Here is a 22,590-nt window from a genome sequence, read left to right on the forward strand (position 1 = left end):
GTACTCCGTATGTATAACTCAATAGCACTATGTTCGGATGCATTTATTGAGAGAATAGTGTCCGCTTACCTTTTCATAAACACACACTATTAACGAATGTGTTTTAAGTTATAACACTCCCTAATACACCAGACGAAAAGATTTTTTTCTCTTTTTCGACTAACATAAGTAGTTAATTATACCTAATTACTATATTATTAATAGTGCAAATGTTATATAAAATTCACTTACAAAGAGAGGAAATAAATCCATGCAGTTATCCCTTGAAGAAGAAAAGTTAGCACAAGAAATTTTGAATCAATACATAAACGTCATGTCGGTTATCACCTCGATGTTACCAAATATGGCTGTTGGGATCACCAATAGAGAAGAATGGCTCGTTTACTATCCAAGTCAGAAAATCAATCTTGGTGTGAAGCCAGGACATAAAATCAATCCTGAAGAACCGCTTGCTGATTGCATTAAAAATAACAAAGTCATTAAAGAAGAAGTTCCTGCTGAGTTTTTCGGCATTTCTTTTACAGGATTAGCAAACCCCATCATGATGAATGGAAAAGTAATCGGAGCCATTGCAATCCAACTCCAAGAGCAAAACGAACGGGAACTCATCCGTATTTCCGATCAAATTGTTTCTTCAATAATACATACGAATGATAGCGTAACCAATGTGGAAAAAGGTGCAGAAGGACTTGCCTCAATCAGTAATCAGCTATTAGAGCAATCCATTCAGGCTGCAGGAGAGATGAAGAAAACAGACGAAGTGACAAAACTTATTAAGAAAATTGCTGACCAAACAAATCTATTAGGATTAAATGCTTCCATTGAAGCGGCACGAGCAGGTGATATGGGAAGAGGATTTAATATTGTGGCACAAGAGATTCGCAAGCTTTCAAGTGAAACTGTTGTCTCCACCGAAAAAATTCGGCAGACGTTAATCAGCCTGCAGGAGTCAATGAAAGAAATGGCTGCCTCTATTGATAAGGTGGTAACCGTCGGAAAAAATCAGGCGCTCTCCACCCAGCAGATTTCAACATACATGAATGAAATTGAAAAGATGAGCAAGGAACTGAACAAATATGCTGCCAAACTATAAAAGGAAGAGTTAATGAAACTAGCTTCTATTGCCGTTTTCTCCTCGGTATAAGCCTTCATTCATAAGGGGAGAAACTCCGGTTATGAATGAAAAAAAGCCTCAAACAGCAAAAATAAAGGGAGAAATTCCGGTTAACTTCAAATACGCACCTAAATTTAAATGATTTTGTCATTTAAGTGGAAAAACTCCTCTTATTTTGCGAGGAATATAGCCGTTTTCCAAAATAAGCGGAATTCTTCCGTTTATAGCACGAACTTCAATGGCAGATAATAACCGTGATGCTTGGAGGCGACACTATGTCCCAAGCATTTTTTTAATCAAATGACATGTTAATATGTGTTTGAATGTTTAGTAGATTAAAAGGTTGGTTCTAACTAAACAACCTAATCTTTTAAAAATGCCCTAAATCACTTAAGATTCAGGACACCTTACAGCCTATTATCGTTTATTCCGCTTAGTAAAATCCCGTTCAATTCCCTCTTTCCAGGCAGGGTCAATCCCTTTACCGTACCGGACGCTTAAAACCGCCTCACTCAGGATTTCATAATTTAGTTTTGTACCTTCACCATCTGCATGGTAATCCACGGCAAACTCTTTATCAATGCCAAAGCGCCCAGCTGTTTCAACTGCATCAATATTGGCACCGAGGAACATAAAGGTCCAGTCATATTTTTCTTTCTGATGCTGAATCATTTTTTTCACTTGTTCAGAGGTGAATTCCCGGCTGGCATTCTCCATTCCATCCGTGGTAATGACAAACAGGACGTGTTCTGCACGCTTCTTCTTTTTCTGCTCTTGAACGGTTTTTTGAATCGAAAATCCGATAGCGTCAATTAAAGCGGTCGTCCCGCTTACTTCATAATCGCTTTCAGTTAGAGCTTTTATTTCTTTTACAGAAATGCGGTCATGTAATAATTCATACCCATGGTTGAATAAAACGGTGGTTACAAACGCCACTCCTTCAGCTTTTTTCTGCTTTTTCAGCATAGAATTATAGCCGCCAATCGTGTCTGCCTCGAGCCCGGCCATTGATCCGCTTTTGTCTAAAATAAATACTACTTCAGTTACTTTGTTTTTCATGTTTAATACCCTCCTTATCTATAATGGAAGGATATCAAGTTTTCAAAAAACATTGGTCGCTTCAAAAGCGACATTTTCTAAGCTCCAAGCAATGGCTGATCAAACCGAAATAATGCTTCATTGATTTCATGGATATCATACTTCTGCTGAGTAATAAAGAATTTTACGATCACATCAAATTTACTGCTGTGCGACAATGTATAGCCTGCCGCTGACAGCAGTTCATTTGTTTCATCTTCATCCAGCTCCAGAGCGATCGCAAAGGCGATAGCAGTTTTCTTTTTCGGATTATAGCTCTCTTCCTTGCGAATTTTTGAAAACAGACGGCGATCTATATTCGCTCTTTTATAAGCCTCCACATCGCTCATTTCTCTTTCGTCAATGAGGCGAAGCAGGCGTGCCGAAAACGATTCATCGAGTTCATCCATTAATTTCATTAAACTGCTTTCTTCAATATCTTCACTTTTCTTAACATATTCATGCTCTCTAAGTTGTTCCGTTACAAAACGTGCCTCTCTGCCCCGACCATATAAAGCACTGGCTTCCTCCACATAGTGCTCATCAATATATTCCTGAATGGAATGAAATAGCTTCTGGCTCAGACCAAACGTTTGCTGATCAAAAACAACTAAATAAACATGCATTTCATGCTGCATTAAAAAGGTGCTGATGGCCGAAATGGCAATTTGCAGAGCCTCTTCTTTAGGAAATCCGTATATTCCTGTTGAAATCAGTGGAAATGCAATGGACTCACATTGATATGTATGTGCCAGTTCTAATGAATGCTTATAAGAATTCCGCAGCAAATTTGCTTCCTGCTGTGTACCGCCCTTCCAAATGGGACCAGGTGTATGGATAATATATTTGGAAGGCAGCTTAAATCCATCTGTTATCACGGCTTCACCGACTGCACATCCCCCGATTTTGCCGCAAGCTTCTGTTAGCTCCTCAACACCGGCTGCTTGAAATATGGCACCGCAAACTCCTCCGCCCATTTGCAATTTTGTATTGGCGGCATTGACGATGGCATCAACCTTCATGACTGTAAGATCCTGGCGAACGATTTCCAAAGGCATAAATGAAACTCCTTTTTTACTAAAAGCATAGCATCGACTCTGCTGTGCGACAACAGCATAATGCATCCACAAAAAAGGAACCTATTTTGATCAATAGATTCCTCTGAAACTTAAAAAGCCATCTTATTTTCTTTTCCAGTATGAATACGATGAATAATGATCGCTGCAATCATCTGAATAATCGTTTTCGCCAATATTTGACCAACGATCGCTGCCGGCACCGCTTCCCATGGGAGCATGTTTGCACCTAACGGACTTAAGCCGATTACAACAAACACTACTGAATCCAGCAAGCCGCCGACGATGCCGCTATAGAAAACACGCCATGCAAATGGAAGCTTTAAACGCGTATAAATTTCGGTATCAGCTGTTTCCGCAATTAAGAACGAAATAGCAGATGCTACCACAATCATCAATGTATCTCCAAGCAGGAATGACACGATTCCAGACAGGATCAGTGCTGTAAAAATAAATAAGTACGTCTTTGATCTTCCATATTTATTTTGGACAAGATCACGGAAAATAAAGGTTGCTCCAATAAACAGCGTACCCATTGGGATCATAAAAATCCCTACAGCCAATGGTGCAAATTTAGCCGTTACAACATTGGCAATAACAATAGATAATAAATACAATAAAATTCTCATGTATACTCCTCCTGATGCTACAGTTTTATATGATAACCGAACGAAAAAAGACCTCCCATGCGAAGTTAAGAAAACTCCACAAAAGAGGCCTAGACAATCTTTCTATCAAAAAAATAAAAAGCTGTGACCACATGGACACAGCAATCCATAGTTTTTTATAGAGGGTTTAAGCTAGGAACCTCTCCCGATCGGGTTATGCAATTGAGATTAATAATATCGTAAAGGACAGAGATCTGTCAATGACAATTTCAAGAAACAACCTCTTCCTCTAACTGAATCAAAATCTCTTCTTCTAACTCTCCAGCTTTTATTTTTATATGTCCTGCTGAAGAAAAATCTTTAGGCATCAGCCCGTTCAATGGTATAGAAAACGACGCGATCCCCAATGTTTGGTAGGTTTCTGCGATCAGTTTGCTGCAGGTATAATCATTCCTTTTTGAAGTAATATGAAACATTCTGCCTTCAATTACTTCTTCAATCATTGGCCATTCACTAGGGTTCGGGATTCCATGTACTCTTTTGATATAGTCATAGAGCTTTTGATCATCCAATTTGTTTTTCATTTTTAAGGTGCGCAGGGCATATTCCGGCGCAACGTATGGTTCAACATCCTGGCCGTACGTTTTCAGCCGATCCAGCAGTTTGACAACCTTTGGCCCTGTTTCGTGATCATGAAACCATTCATCCTCAAGATTGATGAGAGCTGTTGATTCAAAGAAAAATACCTCACCATCTGGATCAGGACGCAGCACCATCCCCACATGTGACCATTTGCTGTGCTCCAGTTTTTCTACTAACTTGCTCATCTCATATTTTCCGCTGAATAATATTAAATCTCCTGTTTTTAATAATGGCAAAAGCTGATCATACGTTTCTGTTTTCATAATACTCCTCCTAAAATAATATGCTAAAATTTTACACTATCATGTTATAATGATACCAATATTTCATGAAACGGGAGTCTATTCAATGAAACCAGTTTTCAAAAAATATCACTACTTTGTTCTCATCGTCCTTTTTACACTGTTCTTTCCTATTTCAGCTTCTTATGCCAAAGCAAACCCAGTGAACGTGAGCAATGATTTTACGGAAAAGGATATGACCTCCCAAATACTTGTGTATGTTGATTCAAACGATCTGACTCCAGATCAAATCCTCGAAAGGCAGGATCAATTTGTTTCCTTCAGTCAGGCGGATATCGATGGGGATATTGCCGATTTGGATTATTGGATCAAGATCGACATGCAAAATACAAGTGACCGTGCGAAAGACCTGCTGCTCGAAATTAAAAAGCCGCATTTAAGCTTGGTTTCCTTGTATAGTGAAAATAATGACAGCCTTCAAATACAAGAAACGATCGGCTACAGCCTGCCATTTGATGAGAGAATTATAAAACACCGCAATCTCGTTTTTCCGCTTCACCTCGATTCATCTGAATCCATACATACTTATTATTTAAAAATTGAAACAGATAGTTTCTTTCAGGCACCGATCACACTTTGGAATTATGGATCATTTTCAGCCTACCAGTCTGATTCGCAAATGATGTTTGGCCTTTTTTACGGCATTATGATTGCCATGATGATTTATAATAGCTTTCTATTTCTCTCCCTAAGAGAAAAAACTTACTTATATTATATCTTGTTTATTGCTGGTTTTACGATCCTGCAGGCGATTTGGGATGGATATGCATTCGAGTGGCTCTGGGGCGATTATCCTTGGTGGGCACTGCGATCCAATGCTTTTTTTATCCTTTTTGCTGCGCTGTTTGGATTACTGTTTACGAAGCATTTTCTGCAGCTGAAAGGTATTGCACCAAGGCTCTTTCAAATAGTTCATATATTTACAATCATTTGCGCTTTTACATTAATTATTCCATTTGTTTTACTTATCGGAATTTCAACTATGGTCAGTACGATTGTTGCTACCATCATTGCTTTTCTTATCATCTTAATTGTCATAAGAGTGCGACTGCGAACACGGGAAGCCAAATTTTATATTTCAGCATGGTCGCTATTATTAATAGGCATCTTACTCAATCTGATGGCTGCTTATCAGATCCTGCCGCTCAATGCATTAACCTTATATGCGCCGAAGATTGGCGCGATGGCGGAAGTACTTGTTCTTTCATTAGGGCTCGCTGACAAGATTAAACGAGTCACACTTGAAAAAGAGATGGAGTCAAAGAAATATTACATGCAGACACTGATGCAGAATTTCTTTAAGCAAATGTCAAGTGTGAAAGAACATACCCTGCTGGCGGAGAATGGTCTTTTCACGCTCTTATACCTGACAAAGCTGGAAAAAGGATTCTATTTGCAGAAAAAGGATGCAGCATGGGAAGTGATTGTACAGCATGGCGAATTATCACTTGATGACAGTTTTTATATAGATGATCAATATCTTACAAGAATTATTTATGCAACCGACATCACGCCAAGATCTTTTGGCATACAAGATTCTTTTGGCACGTTCTTGTCTATTCCGATTGTTTGTGAGAATCATACAGGTCTTCTTATTGTCAATGGCGAGGATCAGGATCAAATTGATCCCTATCAGAAGGAGAAAATGATTCCTTACTTCCAGGATCAATTTACCGTTCTAATGGACAATCTTATGAATTATACATCAATTAAAGAGTCTGCTATGTATGACCATCTTACAAATGTATTAAACCGCAAGTACTTCTTAGAAAAAGCAAATATGCTGGTAAAAGAGGCACAGGAAGCAGAGCAAGAAGTTAGTATTCTACTAATTGACATTGATCACTTTAAACGTGTCAATGACACATACGGTCATACGGTTGGAGATCAGGCGATTATCTTTGTTGCCGATCGAATCGTGGATACTTTTAAGGATTTGGGATTTGTCGGCAGATATGGTGGCGAAGAATTTATAGTAGTCACTAGCCATGTCAAAGAACAGAAAGTTCTCAATGTGACCAATGAATTGAGGAAGTCACTCCATTCACATCCGCTTTTCTTAAATCGAAATCAAGCTCTGTCTTTAACAGTCAGCATTGGCGTTAGTATTCACAAAGGAAACAGCATTACTTCCATCAAGGATATGATCCTGGAAGCGGATGAATGTTTGTATCGTGCGAAAAATGCTGGACGTGACCGAGTTGTATTAAACACGGAAATGAAGGTCAGATAATGCTAGGTGGCTGAAGATCTCAGCCACCTTTTCTCTTTTAAATAATATCCAAAGGCATTTTTCGTGTGGGTCTCGGAAACACCTCATCAAGTTGATGTAAATCTTCATCACTTAAGTCAATATCCGCTGCTTCCGCATTTGCCCGTACATGTTCTTCCTGCACTGCTTTAGGAATCGCCAGACAGTTGCCTGCTCGAATGGTCCATGCTAAAGCTATTTGCAGTGGCTCGGCATTATTTTTTTCAGCTATTTCCTTTATGATCGGATCTGTTAACAGCTGTTTTCTTAAGGAACCGCCTTGCGCGAGCGGACTATACGCCATAATCGGCATATTATGCTCCTCTTGCCACGGAACCAAGTCATAGTCAATTCCACGAGAACCTAAATGATAGAGCACTTGATTGGTCATACAATTTTGGCCGTTCTCTATCCTCCATAGCTCTTTCATATCTGCTGTATCAAAATTCGATACGCCCCACCTTGCGATTTTTCCATCCTTTTGAAGCTTTTCCATTCCTTCAATGGTTTCTGCTAAAGGCACAGAGCCTCTCCAGTGTAATAGATATAAATCGAGATGATCTGTTCCCAGCCGTTTCAGACTGTTTTCACATGCTCTTTCAATGGAATCCAATCCAGCATGATGCGGATAAACTTTGGATACTAAGAAAACATCTTCTCTTCTTCCTTTGAGCGCTTCGCCAACAACCAGCTCTGCTCCTCCTTCAGCATACATTTCTGCCGTATCAATGACATTCATGCCTAAATCAATGCCGAGCTGCAGTGCTTTGACTTCCTTTGATTTCATTTGTGAATTTTCACCCATATACCATGTGCCTTGTCCAATACTTGGCAGTGATGTTCCGTCCGGTAAAGTGATGTATCGGCTCATTTGAATCATCCTTTCTTTTTATCGTGAATATCACTATTATCTTATTATAAAAATTTCAGCTCTCTGCCAAAATGTTCATATATTGTCACTTTTCCGCTTACTCAAATTATAAACATTTGTCACAAATCCAAGAAAACCTGAAACCGCAAAAATTACGGGAATAATCATAGAGGTAAAATCTGATGGGTTCTCAACCAATAAACGGTAAACACCAAATAGACATAAAATTAAACATCCCGCGGTTCCTATAAACAGTTTTGTTTTTTCTTTCATAAATAGACCTCCACTCACTAAGCTGGCAGTTTAAAACAAATGATCTGCTGCAAAAGAGAAGCGTTACGTTTTCTAACCTGCTCCTTTGTGCCTCCCCCTCCTGATGGAAAACATTCTTCCTCATGGATACATCCAGCTATATAGCATTAAATACGGACATAAGCAGATAACATCAAACATCTGAATCGATCGGCAGCTTTTTAACTGGAACAACGATATGATAGGACGATTCTAAATTGTGAACGTCCTCAAATACTTGAATAAGCTCTATATCAGCATCCTCGGCTTCTTGTCTGGAAATTTTTAAAAACCTCGCAAAGTCAGTAATAAAGACATCCCCAATTTCTAGCAAATCGCCATAATAGTTAAATTTTGAACAAAAAAAATCGGGAACATCTACAGTGAAAAAATACGGCTTATCCATCTTTATATGATGTGGAATCCCAACAAGCGCTTTAAACTTGGGCGAATCTGGCTGGCAGTTTGAATATATGACATAGCAGGGACTTTTCATGGTGTGATTAATGCTGTCTGTCAGCATTTTAGAATGAAATCGGATGACCTCCTTAAAATCGTTTGTGGATAAATCAACTTCGAATGCAAGGCCGCTTATTTGTATAGAATCGAAGTTTGTTAAGGTAAAATCAGTCACAATGTCTCCATTAATATGTTTAATGGGTCTTTTTATGACTGGAGGAATGTCAGCTAAATCGATTGTTTTTTCACTATTTCTTAGAGTGTTCGGGGAAATTCCGTATTGTTTTTTAAAAGCACGGGAGAAGGACGATGGTGTACCAAAATTTAATTGATAGGCAAGATCTGTTAAGGACAAATTTGAATCTTGAATGTATTTTACAGACGTATTCAATCTTCTGGCTCGAATGTATTCGTTTAAAGAACAGCCCATGATGGCAGAAAACAGTCTATGAAAATAGTACTTCGACATATGGAAGGCGCTTGAAACAGAATCTAATGACAAGGGCTGGTCCAGGTTATCTTCAATATGTATTAAAGCTTTTTCAATTACTTCATAATGCTCCATGAGATCACCTTATTTTTTATTTTTCTGGACTATTTATTACTAAAATACTATATGCCGATTATTTCGTAAATAGTTCTGTGTCTAGCTTACTAACGGGACTAGCATACAGCAGAATGGAAACTGGACTGCTCCTATTACAGCAAGATACGGACAGTGAAAAGGAGATGGAAATGGTAATTTTAATTTATCAAATATACAAAGAAGTGGATTGAGGTAACAAAACTTCAGCCCCCTTCTTACAGGGAGATGGGTATCGTATGAAAAAAAACAACTGGGATGCAACAGCAGAAAGCTTCATTAAATTTGCTGGTTTATGTGCGATTTTAGCAGGGCTTCTTTATATCTCTATTCAGTTTTTCCATCCAGCAGATCAGCTATCATCTGTGAACACAAATTTATGGATGATCGCTGCTGTCATTACAATTTCCTTTTCGCTGTTTAGTTTAATTGGCATACTGGGGATCTACTTGAAGCAAGCGGAAGAAACGAGATGGCTTGGCCTTATTGGCTGGGTAACCTTCAGCCTGTTTTGGTTTATTTCCTTGAATTTTAGTTTTATTGAGGCATTCGTTTTACCTCTCCTAACACACGATGCTCCAAGATTTGTAGAGGGCATTACAGGAATCTTTGGCGGGCTGCAAAGTGAAGTGAACCTTGGTATTTTCCCCATATTAGCACCGATAGCAGGGATCCTTTATACAGTTGGCGGACTTATCTTTGGAATTGCAACATTTCGTGCAGGAGTCCTGCCTCCTATGGCTGGCGCCTTACTTGCTTCTTCAGCAGTCATTACTCTTGCTGCCGCTGTCATCCCTCATCCATTCGATCGACTATTGGCCATTCCAATGGGTATAGCATTCATTTGGCTGGGAACTGCTCTTTGTTACAGCCGCAAAAGAAATAATGGGAAGCCATCTCTAATACAATAAACATCTGTCTCAAAACCAAGTCAGGGAATCTTCTCCTTGTCTTGGTTTATTTATGTGTTTTCACACCTGTATTTTTTAAGCAATACACAAAATTTAATAAAAACTTATCATTATGACCCTTTTAAAATTGACATCTCACAATATATTCTAAAGGTATATTAAGCTCTCTTCTACTCCACGAATTCAAACACTAAAATAAGCATTTTACTAAATTCAATTTCTTCAATGAATCAATCGCAATTAAAATTCCATCCCACCCTTGGAAATCAACACACCAGAATGACTCATTCGGCATCTTACTGTTTGTTTCAACTCATCTTCCCTTTCTGTTTAAATAAAAGCATGAAAAGGGAATAGGATACGAATAATAGTGGAAAGGAAAGGAGCCATATAATGCAATTTTATCGTGAAAGTCAGGAAGATGTGCTGCAGCAGTTGCAGGCGACTGAAAATGGGCTTGCACAGGAAGAAGTACATAAGCGCTTAGAAAGAGATGGGTATAACGAAATTAAAGGGAAGGAAAAAGTCCCAACCTGGAAATTATTTTTAGAAACGTTTAAAGACTCGATGGTGATCGTTCTTTTAATTGCAGCTGGTGTTCAGCTCGTTCTTGGTGAAGTGGTTGAATCTTTAATTATTTTTCTTGTGCTCATTATTAATTCGATTATAAGTGTCGTTCAAACGAAAAAGGCGGAAGGGTCTCTTGAAGCCCTGCAGAATATGTCGGCACCGAATGCAAAGGTCATCCGGAACGGTGAAAGACAAACGATTCCGGCTCGCGAGCTTGTCTCGGGCGATATCGTTTTCCTTGAAGCAGGTGATCATATCCCTGCAGACGGCAGAATTCTTGAAAGCGGCTCGTTAAAGGTCAATGAAGGCATGCTGACAGGTGAATCGGAAGCTGTTGAGAAAAACACCGACACGCTCAGCGAGGATGCTCCACTAGGTGATCGCCGCAATATGGTATTCAGCAGCTCGTTAGTCGTTTACGGACGGGGCACCTTTGTGGTGACAGGCACTGGGGAGAAAACAGAAATCGGTAAAATTGCTGACATGATTGCCACAGCAGAAGAGAAACAAACTCCACTGCAGAGAAAGCTTGATGAGTTCAGCAAAAAGCTTGGCATCGCGATCCTTATTCTCTGTATCCTCATCTTCGCCGTTGAGGTTGGCCGAATCTGGTTCGGCGGCAATACAGCTGATATGACAACAGCTATCTTAGAGTCACTTATGTTTGCAGTAGCCGTAGCCGTTGCAGCGATTCCAGAAGCACTGTCCTCCATTGTCACGATTGTTTTGTCCGTTGGAACGAACAAAATGGCGAGACAGCATGCGATCATTCGAAAACTGCCGGCAGTCGAAACACTTGGATCCACAAGTGTTATCTGTACAGATAAAACAGGAACACTAACACAGAACAAAATGACAGTGACAAGCTATTACATCCCGGGAGAAGGCAATAAAGACAAACCGCTCGAAAACCCGAACAGCAGTGAGGAAATGCTATTCAACATTATGGTCCTCTGTAACGATTCCTATATTAACAATGAAGGAAAAGAAGTTGGAGATCCAACCGAAGTGGCACTGATCAACTATATAGATGATTTTGAGGAAATCAGAAATCAAAACAAACGCGAAGCAGAATTGCCGTTTGATTCGGATCGAAAGTTAATGTCGACCGTCTACACGATTAATGGCTCAAGGATGATCTTAACAAAGGGCGGTCCAGATGTGATGTTTAATCGGGTCAGCCACGTACTGATCAATGGAAATGAAGAAGCTTTAACAGATGAATTTCTGCAGCAGTTTAAGGATATGAATGAAGAGTATTCCAAACAAGCACTGCGTGTGCTCGCTTATGGTTATAAAAAATTGCCGGAGCATCACGGCATTGGACACGAAGATGAAAATGATTTAGTACTAGTTGGCTTAACGGCGATGATGGATCCGCCTCGTGAAGCTGTGTATGGTTCTATTGAGCAAGCAAAGCAGGCTGGTATCCGCACCATCATGATCACAGGTGATCATAAAACGACCGCACAGGCAATCGGAAAAGACATTGGTCTGATGGATGAAGATGATATTGCTCTGACAGGTCAGGAATTAGATGCTCTTTCCGACGAAGAGCTCGACCGGAAATTAGAAGACATCTCCGTCTATGCACGTGTTTCACCGGAAAATAAAATCCGAATTGTCCGTGCATGGCAAAAGAAAAATCGCATTACTGCTATGACCGGTGATGGCGTTAATGACGCCCCTGCTCTCAAGCAGGCAGATATCGGGATTGCGATGGGAAGCGGTACGGATGTGGCAAAAGATGCCTCTTCCATGATTTTAACAGACGACAACTTTGTATCGATTGTGAACGCCGTTAGTGTAGGTCGGACAGTATTTGACAATATTAAAAAATCGATCGGCTATTTATTCGCCGGAAACTTGGGCGCCATCATAGCGATCTTGTTCGCAGTGATCATTGGCTGGGCCAACCCATTTACAGCGATTCAGCTGTTATTTATTAACTTAGTGAATGACTCGCTGCCCGCTATTGCACTTGGCATGGAAAAATCGGAACCAGGTGTCATGAAGAAGAAGCCGCGTAATATTGATGAAGGCATTTTTGCAGGTGGCACTTTGAGAGCTGTATTAACGAGAGGTATTTTGATCGGAATCGCCGTTATTATCGCACACTACCTTGGATTGCAGCATTCAGAAGAAATGGGAGTAGCTTTGGCATTCTCGACACTAATCCTAGCTCGTACCCTGCAGACATTTGCTGCCCGTTCGGCAACACAAACAGCCATTGGCGCGGGACTTTTCAGCAACAAATATGTAATTGGTGCTGTTGCATTAGGTTTCGTGTTATACGGAATTACTCTGTTACCGTTCACGCGTGACATTTTCTCAATTCCAGCTACATTTGGATTGCAGGAATTCCTGACAGCATTGGGGCTTGCATTCGGAGCACTTGTGCTGATGGAGATTTTGAAGATACTTTTCAGACCAAAAGAAGTTCGTTCATAAACAGTCAAAGAACAGATGCTATCTGCTGCATCTGTTCTTTTTTATTTAAAGAGGCAACCAAACCACTTCTATAGTACTAATGTAAAATGGATTATACCAACTAATTCTACCTAATTTTATCGAAATATTTATAACTTTTCCCAAACTTTGTATAAGTTTTACTTCAAGTATGTTAGGCTTAACGTATCCTTAAATTTATAAGGATAAAAAGGAGTTTGCCCTATGTTTGTTTTAACACGGTACATTAGTGGCAAAACTGAAAATTTAAAGGTCTCAAACAGCCATTTGATTAAAACCTTTGAAGAGTTCACTGCCGCAGACAACTTTGCGAAAAGACTCAATCAGAATACAATCCAATCCCATCAATGGCATGTTAGAAAGCTATAAGGTTTAAATAATAAGTTGGTGGCTGCCAGCTTTTTTTTTGCCTTCTAGTGCCTCTACCTTTAATTAGAGCTTCTGCTAATCCTAGTCCGCAAACTCAGAGATTAGAAACCGATTTTACAAATAGGATCTCTTTCTCCCCATATCCGTCACCAAAAACGGGTTATCCTTCTTCATCTCTTCAACAAGCTTTGCCGACAATGTAACATCCTCTTTCAACAGCTCTAATTCTCGTTCTGTAATGCCGACAACTTGCAGAAACTCTACTCTGCCATGTACCGAATCGATCCCCTTAGCCTCTGTATCATTGACCACAAGCAATGCCGTGATGTCTGATTCCACTCCGTAATGAATAGACGTTCCATTTCCCGCCACAAACTGCAATGGTTCAAAAAATCGCTGCTGTGTATACGTATAGCGGGCAAGATTGGCCAACATATCACATGCCCACAAACACTCTTCCGCCGATTCAGCTTGCAGCTTGAATGTCATCTCATATCCCCAGCCGCTCCATTCTCCTCCGAACGCTTCCTCGTTCACATACAGCTCACTCATTCCATATGTCAGAATGTGCTTGTATCCATTACCAGATTCATAGATACTAAAGCCGTCCAAATACTGATCTCCGCCAAACATGGCCCGTTTATGTAATTCCGTTCCATAATGAGCCGGCTTTTGATTTTCATAAAGCTGATCAAACACTACATCAATTGCTTCCCAGCCTGGCGCCCAATCCTCCTGCTGCTCTGCGCGACTTTTATATTCTTCTATATCCATCTACTGTCCATCTCCCTTCTATATCCTCTGGGCCGTTCTTTTCCATTTAAGGATAACAAAATTGTTTGCATATTAAAAAGAGATACTACATAGATAAAAAGTTTAGTTTTTGAGGTGGCTTTTATGAGTCGAATAGGATTTGACCCTTTTTTCTGGCACAAAAAAAAACCCTCTGTAGAAGGGACGGTTCATTAATATAGCGGCTGCTGGTTCTGACAAGCTGGAAATCCATTTATATCCTGAATCATTTGAAAATCGTATTGCTTTAAGGCAAATTGTGCTTGATACAAATACTCAATGACAAGCAGCTTTCCATTAGATGTACCGCACAAAACACCTGATGCTCCTTGTCCGTTTGCCATTGAAATACCCACAGGCTGACCGATCAAATAACTAATTTTTTGTTGCCACGGCATCCTCATCACTCCTTCAAATTCATCATATTGAAATCGAAAAAATGGGTGCCTGTATCGTTTAGTTGTGAACGTAGATACTTTGCGCTTTTTAAGTACAACAAACCAAACATAGCTTCTCACTAATTGAAAACAGAAATAATGACTTTCCCCTGAGAACGACCTTTTTCAAAGTATTGAATGGCCTTTGGAACCTCTTGCAGGGAATACTCTCGATCAATGATGGGCCGTATTTTTCCCGCTTCTATTTGTTCTTTAAGAAACAATAAATCCTCCTGCTTTGTTCTGTGCAAAAATGTGCTGTATTTCTTTTTCCCAACCATGGATAACCATGAGCCCTTTAGGAGCGTTTGATACATCTGGCTGCTTTCCCCTCCAACGTGGATAAACTGACCATTCTCTTTTAATAGCCTATTATAAACGGAAAGAGGCTGAGCGCCATTCACACCAAAAATAACATCATAGGTTTGCTCATGATTCTCTAAGTTTTCCTTTTGATAGTCAAGGACATGGTCAGCACCTAAGGCTCTTGCCATCTCTGTATTTCGAGTACTCACCACTGCGGTTACTTCCGCACCATACACCTTCGCGATTTGAATGGCAAAGGTACCAACTCCTCCTGAAGCACCATGAAGCAGCACTTTCATGCCAGCAGCTAACTTTCCGCTGTCCCTGATCGCCTGCAGTGCTGTTGCCCCTGCCATCGGCACAGCGGCCGCTTCGGCAAATGTCAGATTGCTGGGCTTCAAAGCCAAGGATGTTTCATTTGCAGCTGTATACTGTGCAAAAGCACCCCAGCCGCTGGTGGACAAATCCCCAAACACTTCATCACCAATCTGAAACCCAGTCACATTCTCACCAACAGCCTCAACAATACCTGCTACATCTCCACCTGGTATAGAGTACTTCGGTTTTAAAAGTCCAAAAGCAAGGCGGGCAGGCAGCGGCTTTCCAGTTAATAGTACAAGATTTCCAAAATTAATGGATGATGCATGAACCTTTACCAGCACTTGATTGCGATCAAGACTGGGAATTACCACTTCCCTTAATGTAAGACTATCTGCCTGGCCATACCTTTCCGAAATAATCGCCTTCATCTCGCTCTCCTCCTAGTCCTTTTTACATTATTCTAGTCGGAGAAAATAAATGCTGCATTGACTTAAGTTAAGATGATTCATTATGCAGTCTCTTTTTTATCCTGCTCAAGGACTCTGGTGTGATTCCAAGGTAGCTGGCAAATTGATATTGAGGTACTCGTTTAATGAGATCTGGCCGGTTGCGCAAAACCATTTTGTATCGTTCCTCTGGGGAAGACTGAATAAATGCGGTAAATTCATTTTGTGCTGCCCGCAGATCCTTTTCCATCATACGGCGAGTCATGACTGCCAGCTCCGAATATTTGGCATACATCTCTTGTTCAGAATCCAAATCAGCAACAACTAACACACAATCTTCCAGACAAGTGTATGTATAACGAGAATAACGATCGACCTCATTCGGACTGGAAAGCAAAATCGCTTGCTCTTCAGTATAAAAATTAGCTGTTATCTCATTTCCTTCAATGTCTAGATAATACTGCCTGACACATCCTTCTAACACAAAGAAACATTGCTTGTTTGCCTTGTCTCCCTGTTTGAGCAGATTTGCCCCTTTTGAAAAAGATTCTATTACGATGTCGTTGATCACCGCTTGCTGCTCCGCTTCCGCTAACGATGTATATTGATCCATATATTTCAGAAGCAATTCCTTCATGACTCATCTCCTTTTGCTTTATGATTTATGAGTACATCTGAAGAATTATGTTAAAAATAACTATTCCTACACGCCCCGCTTATTTCCCCAAATATACGTATGAAGCTGCGGAAGCACCTTAACGTCCTTCAGCTCGTCATCGGCCATTGTTTTATCAATTAACCATTCATATTTATCTATTAATTGAGCTAACAGCTGCTGGTTGTCGGCTGTTTGATTATCACTGTTGCCAACCTGCAGGAAAAACGGCACTTCAGGATAACGAAGATGCACGTTCTTGGCATAAAGATAATCCTCATCATCAAACACAACCACTTTTAAACTTGTGTTTGTTGCCTGAAGCTTTCCGATTATGGTATCCAGCATATTAAAATCTGTTGTCATCCCAGAACTCGGCGGCTTGGGGGAGAGTGTTAACTCGTCGATCTCCAGAAACCAATCCTGCCATTTGCTTCCCTGTGTTTCCAGCCCAATTTTAATATTCTTCGATTTTAATAGCTGGATTAAATAACTAAGATTTTTTAACAAAGCAGGGTTACCGCCTGATATGGTCACAAAAGAAAAGCCATCTCCGCCATGCATTACAAGCTCTTCCCAAATTTCCTCTGCCTCCATCTGCTTGATGAGATCTTTCCCCGACCCATCCCATGTAAAAGCAGAATCACACCACGAACAAGAATAATCACAGCCGGCTGTTCTTACAAACATCGTCTTCTGGCCGATCACCATGCCTTCTCCCTGAATCGTCGGTCCAAAAATCTCCATTACTGGCACCTTACTCAAGCTTCCATCCACTCCCGTCTAACCTCGGCAAAACTCGTAGGTGTTTCATATAAACGAACAAATTCAACTTGTGCATCCTTATATTGATTACATCTGTCATTCAACGATTCCATCATTTTTTCATAAATCCACACAACCATGTTCTCTGCCGTTGTATTCATTTTAGGCAGCGTCTCATTCAAATATCGGTGATCCAGATAAATCTCTATCTCCTCTTTCCAGATCTCTTTGATATCCCCAAAATCAATCACAAGACCAACTTCATCAACAAAACCGCTAATGCCAAACACAACTCTATATGTATGCCCGTGCAGATTCTTGCATTTCCCTTCATAGCAATGAAGATGATGGGCCGCATCAAACGTAAACTCCTTGCTGACAAGAACCCGCTTGTGATGATACTTTAAATCACTTTTCTTTATATCTTCATCCAGCTTCTGAAGCTTCTCCACAATTCGAAAGCCAAAAAAATTATCTGTCATGTGCAGCAGCTCCTTCTAAATACTTCTCCAAACCATTTCTTCTTAGCTTACATGCCGGGCATTCACCACAGCCATCGCCAATAACTCCTTCATAACAAGTGAGCGTCTTCTCACGAACAAACTCTAAAGCACCTAAATCATCCGCAAGCTTCCATGTTTCAGCCTTATCCAGCCACATCAACGGCGTATGAATCACAAACTGCTGATCCATCGACAAATTAATCGTCACATTCAGCGATTTAACAAACGCATCCCGGCAATCCGGATATCCGCTAAAATCCGTTTCACATACACCCGTGATAATATGCTTCGCCTTCACCTGACTCGCCAAAACCGCTGCAAACGAAAGGAAAATCAAATTACGCCCAGGAACAAACGTCGATGGCAGCTCCCCATCTTCTCCCTCTTTGATCTCAATATCATCTCTAGTCAGCGCATTCGGAGCCAATTGATTCAACAGCTGCATATCTAACAGATGATGCTTTACCTGAAGCTCCTCTGCAATCCGCTTCGCACACTCAATCTCTTCCTTATGGCGCTGATTATAATTAAACGTAACAACCTCAACCTCTTTAAACGTCTCCAACGCCCAAAACAAACAAGTCGTGCTATCCTGTCCGCCGCTAAAAACGACAATTGCTTTTTCATCTCTTAACATGTAAATACTCCCCTTCCCTAAAACACAAGAAAAAACAGCACCCCAAGATCGAAGTGCTGCTTCATCTTAGTTTTTTTAGAGAGGGGTGCTAGAACCTCTACCGCTGTTTGAAAAGCGGATTTGGATTAAATTTTATAGTGGTATCGTAACATAAGATTGGGGAGAAATGTAGTTATGAGATTTTACAAATTGAAATCCTGTATTTCTAACAACATTACATCCTATATAAAAAAGTGCAATCATGGTACTTGTATGATTAAATCTTACCAATGAAGCAAAGCATAAAGAAAAGAATTAATTTCCATTGATCAAAATAAAATCCGTTTATCTACATAACTTTCTATTCGAGACTATAAATTAGTTCAATAAGTCTTTGATTTTTGGAGTCATTATATAGTATTTCCATTGTGTGATAGACTTCCTCGTCGTCTTCCCAATTCTGTATAACTACACTTTTCGAAAAAATTCGTGTATAACTCGCAGAAGGGAGTTTTGATTTCACAGAAAAAACTACTCCCATTTCTTCAAGTTGTTCTATAATCAATAAACGTTTTTCTGGATTTAAGGGTCCTAATTCTAAGGTTAACTTTAAACGATCATCTTTAAGTCTCTCATACCAAAAAGTGAATGTGCTATCATGCCACCACCACTTAATACGAGATACTCCATATTTATTCTCAAGCGCCCTAAAAATTGGAATAATAAAAGATGCATCATGATTCTTTATTTTATAAAGATCACTAGTGATTCCATGATTCTTTGCAAACTTTATAAAAGCGCTTTTAGAGATTATCCTACTTTTAGTACTATTAATGTCTAGAGTAATTACTTCATTAAGTTCATCTTCACCTTGTTGATCATCTAGCTTAGTTAATCGCTCTATAGCTATCGCGATACATCTTAGCAAATTATTAAATTTGTCATCGTTAAATAACCTTATCATACCTTCTGCAATACTTTCTTTGTTTGCCCAATCACTAATTATGGATGTTTCAGTATATATTTTAGTATACTTTTTTCCTTCTAATTTTGCAGAAGTACGGAAAGAAACACCAAGAGTTTCAAGAGCATTTAATAAATTCAATCGATTTTCATAAGGGACTGGTCCTACCTCAACATTAACCTTAAGAAAGTCGTCCCATGTACGTTCAAACCATATTATTAAACCATGCCCTAACCAATATCCTAGTTCTGGTTTTCCCAATATATCTTCAAAGTCAGCCCATTCTGGCAGAATAAAGTTAGGTACCCTTACATGTGCACTATAAAACTCTTCTGGGATCTCTTCTCTTTCTAAAAAGGAAATGAAGGCTTGACGTAAAACATTACTTCCATTCGTAAAAACATAATCTATGGTCTTCTTCTTTTTATCATAGAGTCGCTTTAGTGCTAACTGTTGACCTAGCGATAATTTATCAATTTGAGTATATATATCTTTGAATCTAGGTAGTTTACGGCATTCTGGGTGTTGACTAATATATAAAATATCAATAGCCACTTTATTCTTTTGATAAACTTCAAGAGCCATTTGTATGGCCTGGTTATCTTCAACAAGTTCCTCTTGTAAGATTGCGATATAATATGTAAGAAAATCATGAATATTGTCTGCTATAACTTCTTGGTTTAGCTCTAAATGTTGAGATATTATATCTAGTATATCATGGTAATCTAGTGACCAATATTCTGGGTGTGAAGGTATATCACTTGTTAATGTTAGATATACTGGAATTATTGTGTAGCCTTTATATTGTTCTGAAACATATTTAAGGTAATCTATTAATTGATTCTCTGACTCAGAAGCGTGAAACTTGTTCTCTATTACAAGTAATACCTTTAACGAAGGAACCTCTAATAATAGATCGATGTAGCGTCCATTTGATGTTTTCACCTCACGACTAACTAGTGTATCTGTTAAAGATGATGAGAGAATTTGTAAAAAATCAATATTTACTAACTTTTCTTCATTCTCGTTTTTTATTAATAGACGTGAGAATACTTTTTTTATAAAGAAGCTACCAAACTGGTGATTCTCTTCTGGATCTAGTAACCAAGCTAGAACGTTTGAATGACGAATTTCATAATGATTAACCCTTAAAACTTTTAAAGGGTTAAATTGATGAAATTTCTTATGTAAATGTGCAAATTCCTTTGAATGGTCAAGTTGTGCTATTAAATCAAATGAGTAACTCATAAATTAAGCTCCGATTTCTATCATTTATTTGGCAATATGCTGACCTTCCCTTAAATTCTATTCTGACAATCCCAATAAAATCAAGCAGAGACGCACTATATTTCTTCTAAGTCCTCATAAACTCCAAAGTATTTATAATAAAATTTATTAACAATGTTTATCTTAATATCTTCCAAATTTGTTCATCGAATAATTTCCGCTTTCCATTTATTCTGATAGTGTTCCTAACAACTATCTAAAGAAGTATCTATATAATCGAATGCTCGCTTATTTCTATAGTTTACTTTTTCTATAAAACTCCCCAGACTTTCTTCTACATTATGGCAATCCACAAAAAACACCTTTACTTCTGCGCTTTGTTCGCCTTCATTCGTACTAAAACAGATATCCTTTAAATGTTCGACTTCAACACTTGTTGGGTAAATAAGCCAAATTTCTTTGGATCCATATTTTTTAGCATACGCATACATTTGATACATATCAGACTGGGAAATCCCATAATTACTACTCTGTATATTATTTAATATTTTCCACTTTGTATCAATAATGATTTTACGATTTCCATTTTTCAATACGATATCAGGCCGAAGTGCAAATTTACCTTTAAACAAATGATAGCCTTTATCCTGCAGAACGACTTCCCAATTTGAATTGTACAGTAGTTTTTTCAAATGACGTCCAATGTATGCCTCAAATACTTTCTCCATTGGAAATAACAAAGCTTTTCCAAATGTATTTCCCGAAAATGTAGTGAAACTTTCATTATTTAGAAAAACTCGTGACCAAACCATAATCGCCTCATAGTCTCTTGTGTTGCGATCAACTTTAACCTTTGAAAAGTCTTTCAAGTAGTTAATAGATGGTTTAATGAGTTCAAAGTGTATTAAAAGTTTGCGGATTTTGTTAATATTTTCAGCGTTTGCTGACTGCTTTAACAGCTTTAATAAAGTAGATTTAATCAAGCGATTTTCTGCTCGATCTTTTCCATATTCATCATAGCGTGTGTATAAACGCTCTTTATGCGAATGATTAAATTTAAGTTGCTCCGAGAATAACACTTTTCCTTTATAGACATTTAAATTATCTTCCACCGTATAATACGAAGACTTTAGACCTCTTTTTACTAAAACCTCAGCTTCCTGAATGTACATATTAATAAAGACTTCAAATAAAGTCATCCGATCTGTACGTAAGCTATTTTCATTAAATGTTTTATTCGGAAAATCCTTTAGTGATCTCAGCATTTTTAAGAAAGTTTTCTTTGGATCATTTGCTGATTTCCCATGAATTTTGGGTAAAATTTGTATTTGTATACCATTATTCAACTGAATATTCCCTACATAATTTTTTGCTCGGATTACTTTTCCAATATGACGTTTTGTTGTTATCGAAAAAAAGTCTAGTGCGTCTGCGTCTTCATTTTGGTTAAATTGTAAAATCATATTTTCAAGCAGCGTAAATGATTCTTTATCTAAAAACTCATATACACCCTTATATTCTTTATTACTTGTGATGATATCGAACTCTTTTATTTCAATCGTTTTCTTCATTTTTATTCCTGTCATAAATGAATATATAACTTTTAGGATTTTCAAACGCACTAGGTTGGATATGATATTTCAATTCGGGTAGATCTATTTCTATTCCTCTTCCAAATAAACTCATATAATTTAACTTTTCATCTACAATGAATTTATTAGCGCGTGATTTTAAATGGTCACCTAATACAAGCTGAATCTTATTATAATCCTCATAAAAGTATTCTTGAAGGAGAGGTATTAACGAGTTCTTAAATATGTTTGCTAAATTTTCTAAGGTTGGCTTCTGTTTTAAGCTCATAAAGTATGCATGACCAATCGTATGTTCACGATCATAAAGTGCTTCGATTCGTGCATTAATAACCTCCAACATAAGTTGGATATCAACTCCCTCTACAAATATACC

Annotated in this window: 21 protein-coding genes and 1 riboswitch; of the genes, 4 read left to right on the forward strand and 17 right to left on the reverse strand. The window is 38.7% G+C overall.

The genetic code is table 11. The annotated features are described in order from the left end of the window. The first annotated feature begins 250 nt into the window (after positions 1-250). Positions 251-1,093, forward strand: a complete 843-nt coding sequence (locus F7732_RS15540) for a methyl-accepting chemotaxis protein (RefSeq protein WP_151574930.1) — start codon at positions 251-253, stop codon at positions 1,091-1,093. A 438-nt stretch (positions 1,094-1,531) separates the two neighbouring features. On the opposite strand, the gene F7732_RS15545 is transcribed toward F7732_RS15540, so the two are convergent. From F7732_RS15545 to F7732_RS15560, 4 genes are all read right to left on the reverse strand, one after another. Next, a complete protein-coding gene (locus F7732_RS15545; protein ID WP_151574931.1) occupies positions 1,532-2,173 on the reverse strand; it encodes a vWA domain-containing protein in 642 nt (213 codons plus the stop codon). A gap of 77 nt (positions 2,174-2,250) precedes the next feature. Continuing rightward, complete coding sequence (locus F7732_RS15550; protein ID WP_151574932.1) at positions 2,251-3,249, reverse strand: macro domain-containing protein; 999 nt, start codon at positions 3,247-3,249, stop codon at positions 2,251-2,253. Between the two features lie 110 nt (positions 3,250-3,359). Then, positions 3,360-3,896, reverse strand: a complete 537-nt coding sequence (locus tag F7732_RS15555) for a VUT family protein (RefSeq protein ID WP_151574933.1) — start codon at positions 3,894-3,896, stop codon at positions 3,360-3,362. Positions 3,897-4,037: 141 nt separating this feature from the next. Continuing rightward, positions 4,038-4,084, reverse strand: a riboswitch (PreQ1 riboswitch). 60 nt (positions 4,085-4,144) lie between these two features. Further along, the gene (locus F7732_RS15560; RefSeq protein ID WP_151574934.1) at positions 4,145-4,780 is read right to left on the reverse strand and encodes a C40 family peptidase; all 636 of its coding nucleotides are present in this window, start codon (positions 4,778-4,780) and stop codon (positions 4,145-4,147) included. A gap of 85 nt (positions 4,781-4,865) precedes the next feature. On the opposite strand from F7732_RS15560, the gene F7732_RS15565 reads away from it, so the two are divergent. Further along, positions 4,866-7,052 carry a diguanylate cyclase gene (locus F7732_RS15565; RefSeq protein ID WP_161598896.1) on the forward strand — a complete coding sequence of 729 codons (2,187 nt, stop codon included), beginning with the start codon at positions 4,866-4,868 and terminating at the stop codon, positions 7,050-7,052. Between the two features lie 37 nt (positions 7,053-7,089). On the opposite strand, the gene F7732_RS15570 is transcribed toward F7732_RS15565, so the two are convergent. From F7732_RS15570 to F7732_RS15580, 3 genes are all read right to left on the reverse strand, one after another. Next, the gene (locus tag F7732_RS15570; protein ID WP_192913043.1) at positions 7,090-7,941 is read right to left on the reverse strand and encodes an aldo/keto reductase; all 852 of its coding nucleotides are present in this window, start codon (positions 7,939-7,941) and stop codon (positions 7,090-7,092) included. Positions 7,942-8,016: 75 nt separating this feature from the next. Then, the gene (locus F7732_RS15575; RefSeq protein ID WP_151574937.1) at positions 8,017-8,214 is read right to left on the reverse strand and encodes a hypothetical protein; all 198 of its coding nucleotides are present in this window, start codon (positions 8,212-8,214) and stop codon (positions 8,017-8,019) included. 172 nt (positions 8,215-8,386) lie between these two features. Then, positions 8,387-9,256: a helix-turn-helix transcriptional regulator gene (locus tag F7732_RS15580; protein WP_151574938.1), complete on the reverse strand. Its 870-nt coding sequence runs from the start codon at positions 9,254-9,256 to the stop codon at positions 8,387-8,389. A 257-nt stretch (positions 9,257-9,513) separates the two neighbouring features. Here F7732_RS15580 and F7732_RS15585 point away from each other — a divergent pair, with 257 nt between their 5' ends. Both F7732_RS15585 and F7732_RS15590 read left to right on the forward strand, forming a co-directional pair. Beyond that, positions 9,514-10,185: a hypothetical protein gene (locus tag F7732_RS15585; RefSeq protein WP_151574939.1), complete on the forward strand. Its 672-nt coding sequence runs from the start codon at positions 9,514-9,516 to the stop codon at positions 10,183-10,185. Between the two features lie 393 nt (positions 10,186-10,578). Beyond that, entirely contained in the window at positions 10,579-13,206 is a 2,628-nt protein-coding gene (locus F7732_RS15590) for a cation-translocating P-type ATPase (RefSeq protein ID WP_151574940.1), read from the forward strand. Positions 13,207-13,707: 501 nt separating this feature from the next. Here F7732_RS15590 and F7732_RS15595 read toward each other — a convergent pair. The 10 genes from F7732_RS15595 to F7732_RS23090 all read right to left on the reverse strand — a co-directional run bounded on the left by F7732_RS15595 (position 13,708) and on the right by F7732_RS23090 (position 22,557). Then, positions 13,708-14,367, reverse strand: a complete 660-nt coding sequence (locus F7732_RS15595) for a suppressor of fused domain protein (RefSeq protein ID WP_151574941.1) — start codon at positions 14,365-14,367, stop codon at positions 13,708-13,710. A gap of 191 nt (positions 14,368-14,558) precedes the next feature. Beyond that, positions 14,559-14,783 (reverse strand): hypothetical protein, encoded by a 225-nt coding sequence (locus F7732_RS15600; RefSeq protein WP_151574942.1) that lies wholly within the window; start codon positions 14,781-14,783, stop codon positions 14,559-14,561. A 119-nt stretch (positions 14,784-14,902) separates the two neighbouring features. Further along, positions 14,903-15,877, reverse strand: a complete 975-nt coding sequence (locus F7732_RS15605; RefSeq protein ID WP_151574943.1) for an NAD(P)-dependent alcohol dehydrogenase — start codon at positions 15,875-15,877, stop codon at positions 14,903-14,905. Between the two features lie 67 nt (positions 15,878-15,944). Continuing rightward, entirely contained in the window at positions 15,945-16,532 is a 588-nt protein-coding gene (locus F7732_RS15610; RefSeq protein ID WP_151574944.1) for a Crp/Fnr family transcriptional regulator, read from the reverse strand. 66 nt (positions 16,533-16,598) lie between these two features. Then, positions 16,599-17,315: a 7-carboxy-7-deazaguanine synthase QueE gene (queE, locus tag F7732_RS15615; protein ID WP_151574945.1), complete on the reverse strand. Its 717-nt coding sequence runs from the start codon at positions 17,313-17,315 to the stop codon at positions 16,599-16,601. Further along, complete coding sequence (gene queD, locus F7732_RS15620; RefSeq protein WP_151574946.1) at positions 17,312-17,797, reverse strand: 6-carboxytetrahydropterin synthase QueD; 486 nt, start codon at positions 17,795-17,797, stop codon at positions 17,312-17,314. The genes queE and queD overlap by 4 nt, the downstream gene beginning before the upstream one ends. Beyond that, positions 17,787-18,455 (reverse strand): 7-cyano-7-deazaguanine synthase QueC, encoded by a 669-nt coding sequence (gene queC / locus F7732_RS15625; RefSeq protein ID WP_151574947.1) that lies wholly within the window; start codon positions 18,453-18,455, stop codon positions 17,787-17,789. Before queC ends, queD begins: the two co-directional genes overlap by 11 nt. Before the next feature lie 340 nt (positions 18,456-18,795). Next, a complete protein-coding gene (locus F7732_RS15630) occupies positions 18,796-20,646 on the reverse strand; it encodes a PDDEXK-like family protein (protein WP_151574948.1) in 1,851 nt (616 codons plus the stop codon). A gap of 224 nt (positions 20,647-20,870) precedes the next feature. Further along, complete coding sequence (locus F7732_RS15635; protein ID WP_151574949.1) at positions 20,871-22,196, reverse strand: McrC family protein; 1,326 nt, start codon at positions 22,194-22,196, stop codon at positions 20,871-20,873. Continuing rightward, positions 22,180-22,557, reverse strand: coding sequence for a hypothetical protein (locus F7732_RS23090; RefSeq protein ID WP_240056651.1), 378 nt, complete (start codon positions 22,555-22,557; stop codon positions 22,180-22,182). The genes F7732_RS15635 and F7732_RS23090 overlap by 17 nt, the downstream gene beginning before the upstream one ends. Positions 22,558-22,590: the final 33 nt, after the last annotated feature.

The sequence above is a fragment of the Bacillus mesophilum genome, from assembly GCF_008923265.1.
GTDB classification, from domain to species: domain Bacteria; phylum Bacillota; class Bacilli; order Bacillales; family Cytobacillaceae; genus Cytobacillus; species Cytobacillus mesophilum.

What these genes read in the sequence shown, in the direction of transcription:
- F7732_RS15555 (WP_151574933.1), bottom strand. Translation starts at nt 3,896, where the DNA reads ATGAGAATTTTATTGTATTTATTATCTATTGTTATTGCCAATGTTGTA.
- F7732_RS15580 (WP_151574938.1), bottom strand. Translation starts at nt 9,256, where the DNA reads ATGGAGCATTATGAAGTAATTGAAAAAGCTTTAATACATATTGAAGAT.
- F7732_RS15595 (WP_151574941.1), bottom strand. Translation starts at nt 14,367, where the DNA reads ATGGATATAGAAGAATATAAAAGTCGCGCAGAGCAGCAGGAGGATTGG.
- F7732_RS15545 (WP_151574931.1), bottom strand. Translation starts at nt 2,173, where the DNA reads ATGAAAAACAAAGTAACTGAAGTAGTATTTATTTTAGACAAAAGCGGA.
- F7732_RS23090 (WP_240056651.1), bottom strand. Translation starts at nt 22,557, where the DNA reads ATGTTGGAGGTTATTAATGCACGAATCGAAGCACTTTATGATCGTGAA.
- F7732_RS15585 (WP_151574939.1), top strand. Translation starts at nt 9,514, where the DNA reads ATGAAAAAAAACAACTGGGATGCAACAGCAGAAAGCTTCATTAAATTT.
- F7732_RS15605 (WP_151574943.1), bottom strand. Translation starts at nt 15,877, where the DNA reads ATGAAGGCGATTATTTCGGAAAGGTATGGCCAGGCAGATAGTCTTACA.
- F7732_RS15540 (WP_151574930.1), top strand. Translation starts at nt 251, where the DNA reads ATGCAGTTATCCCTTGAAGAAGAAAAGTTAGCACAAGAAATTTTGAAT.
- queD (WP_151574946.1), bottom strand. Translation starts at nt 17,797, where the DNA reads ATGACAGATAATTTTTTTGGCTTTCGAATTGTGGAGAAGCTTCAGAAG.
- F7732_RS15630 (WP_151574948.1), bottom strand. Translation starts at nt 20,646, where the DNA reads ATGAGTTACTCATTTGATTTAATAGCACAACTTGACCATTCAAAGGAA.
- F7732_RS15610 (WP_151574944.1), bottom strand. Translation starts at nt 16,532, where the DNA reads ATGAAGGAATTGCTTCTGAAATATATGGATCAATATACATCGTTAGCG.
- F7732_RS15600 (WP_151574942.1), bottom strand. Translation starts at nt 14,783, where the DNA reads ATGCCGTGGCAACAAAAAATTAGTTATTTGATCGGTCAGCCTGTGGGT.
- F7732_RS15575 (WP_151574937.1), bottom strand. Translation starts at nt 8,214, where the DNA reads ATGAAAGAAAAAACAAAACTGTTTATAGGAACCGCGGGATGTTTAATT.
- queC (WP_151574947.1), bottom strand. Translation starts at nt 18,455, where the DNA reads ATGTTAAGAGATGAAAAAGCAATTGTCGTTTTTAGCGGCGGACAGGAT.
- F7732_RS15550 (WP_151574932.1), bottom strand. Translation starts at nt 3,249, where the DNA reads ATGCCTTTGGAAATCGTTCGCCAGGATCTTACAGTCATGAAGGTTGAT.
- F7732_RS15635 (WP_151574949.1), bottom strand. Translation starts at nt 22,196, where the DNA reads ATGAAGAAAACGATTGAAATAAAAGAGTTCGATATCATCACAAGTAAT.
- F7732_RS15560 (WP_151574934.1), bottom strand. Translation starts at nt 4,780, where the DNA reads ATGAAAACAGAAACGTATGATCAGCTTTTGCCATTATTAAAAACAGGA.
- F7732_RS15565 (WP_161598896.1), top strand. Translation starts at nt 4,866, where the DNA reads ATGAAACCAGTTTTCAAAAAATATCACTACTTTGTTCTCATCGTCCTT.
- F7732_RS15570 (WP_192913043.1), bottom strand. Translation starts at nt 7,941, where the DNA reads ATGAGCCGATACATCACTTTACCGGACGGAACATCACTGCCAAGTATT.
- F7732_RS15590 (WP_151574940.1), top strand. Translation starts at nt 10,579, where the DNA reads ATGCAATTTTATCGTGAAAGTCAGGAAGATGTGCTGCAGCAGTTGCAG.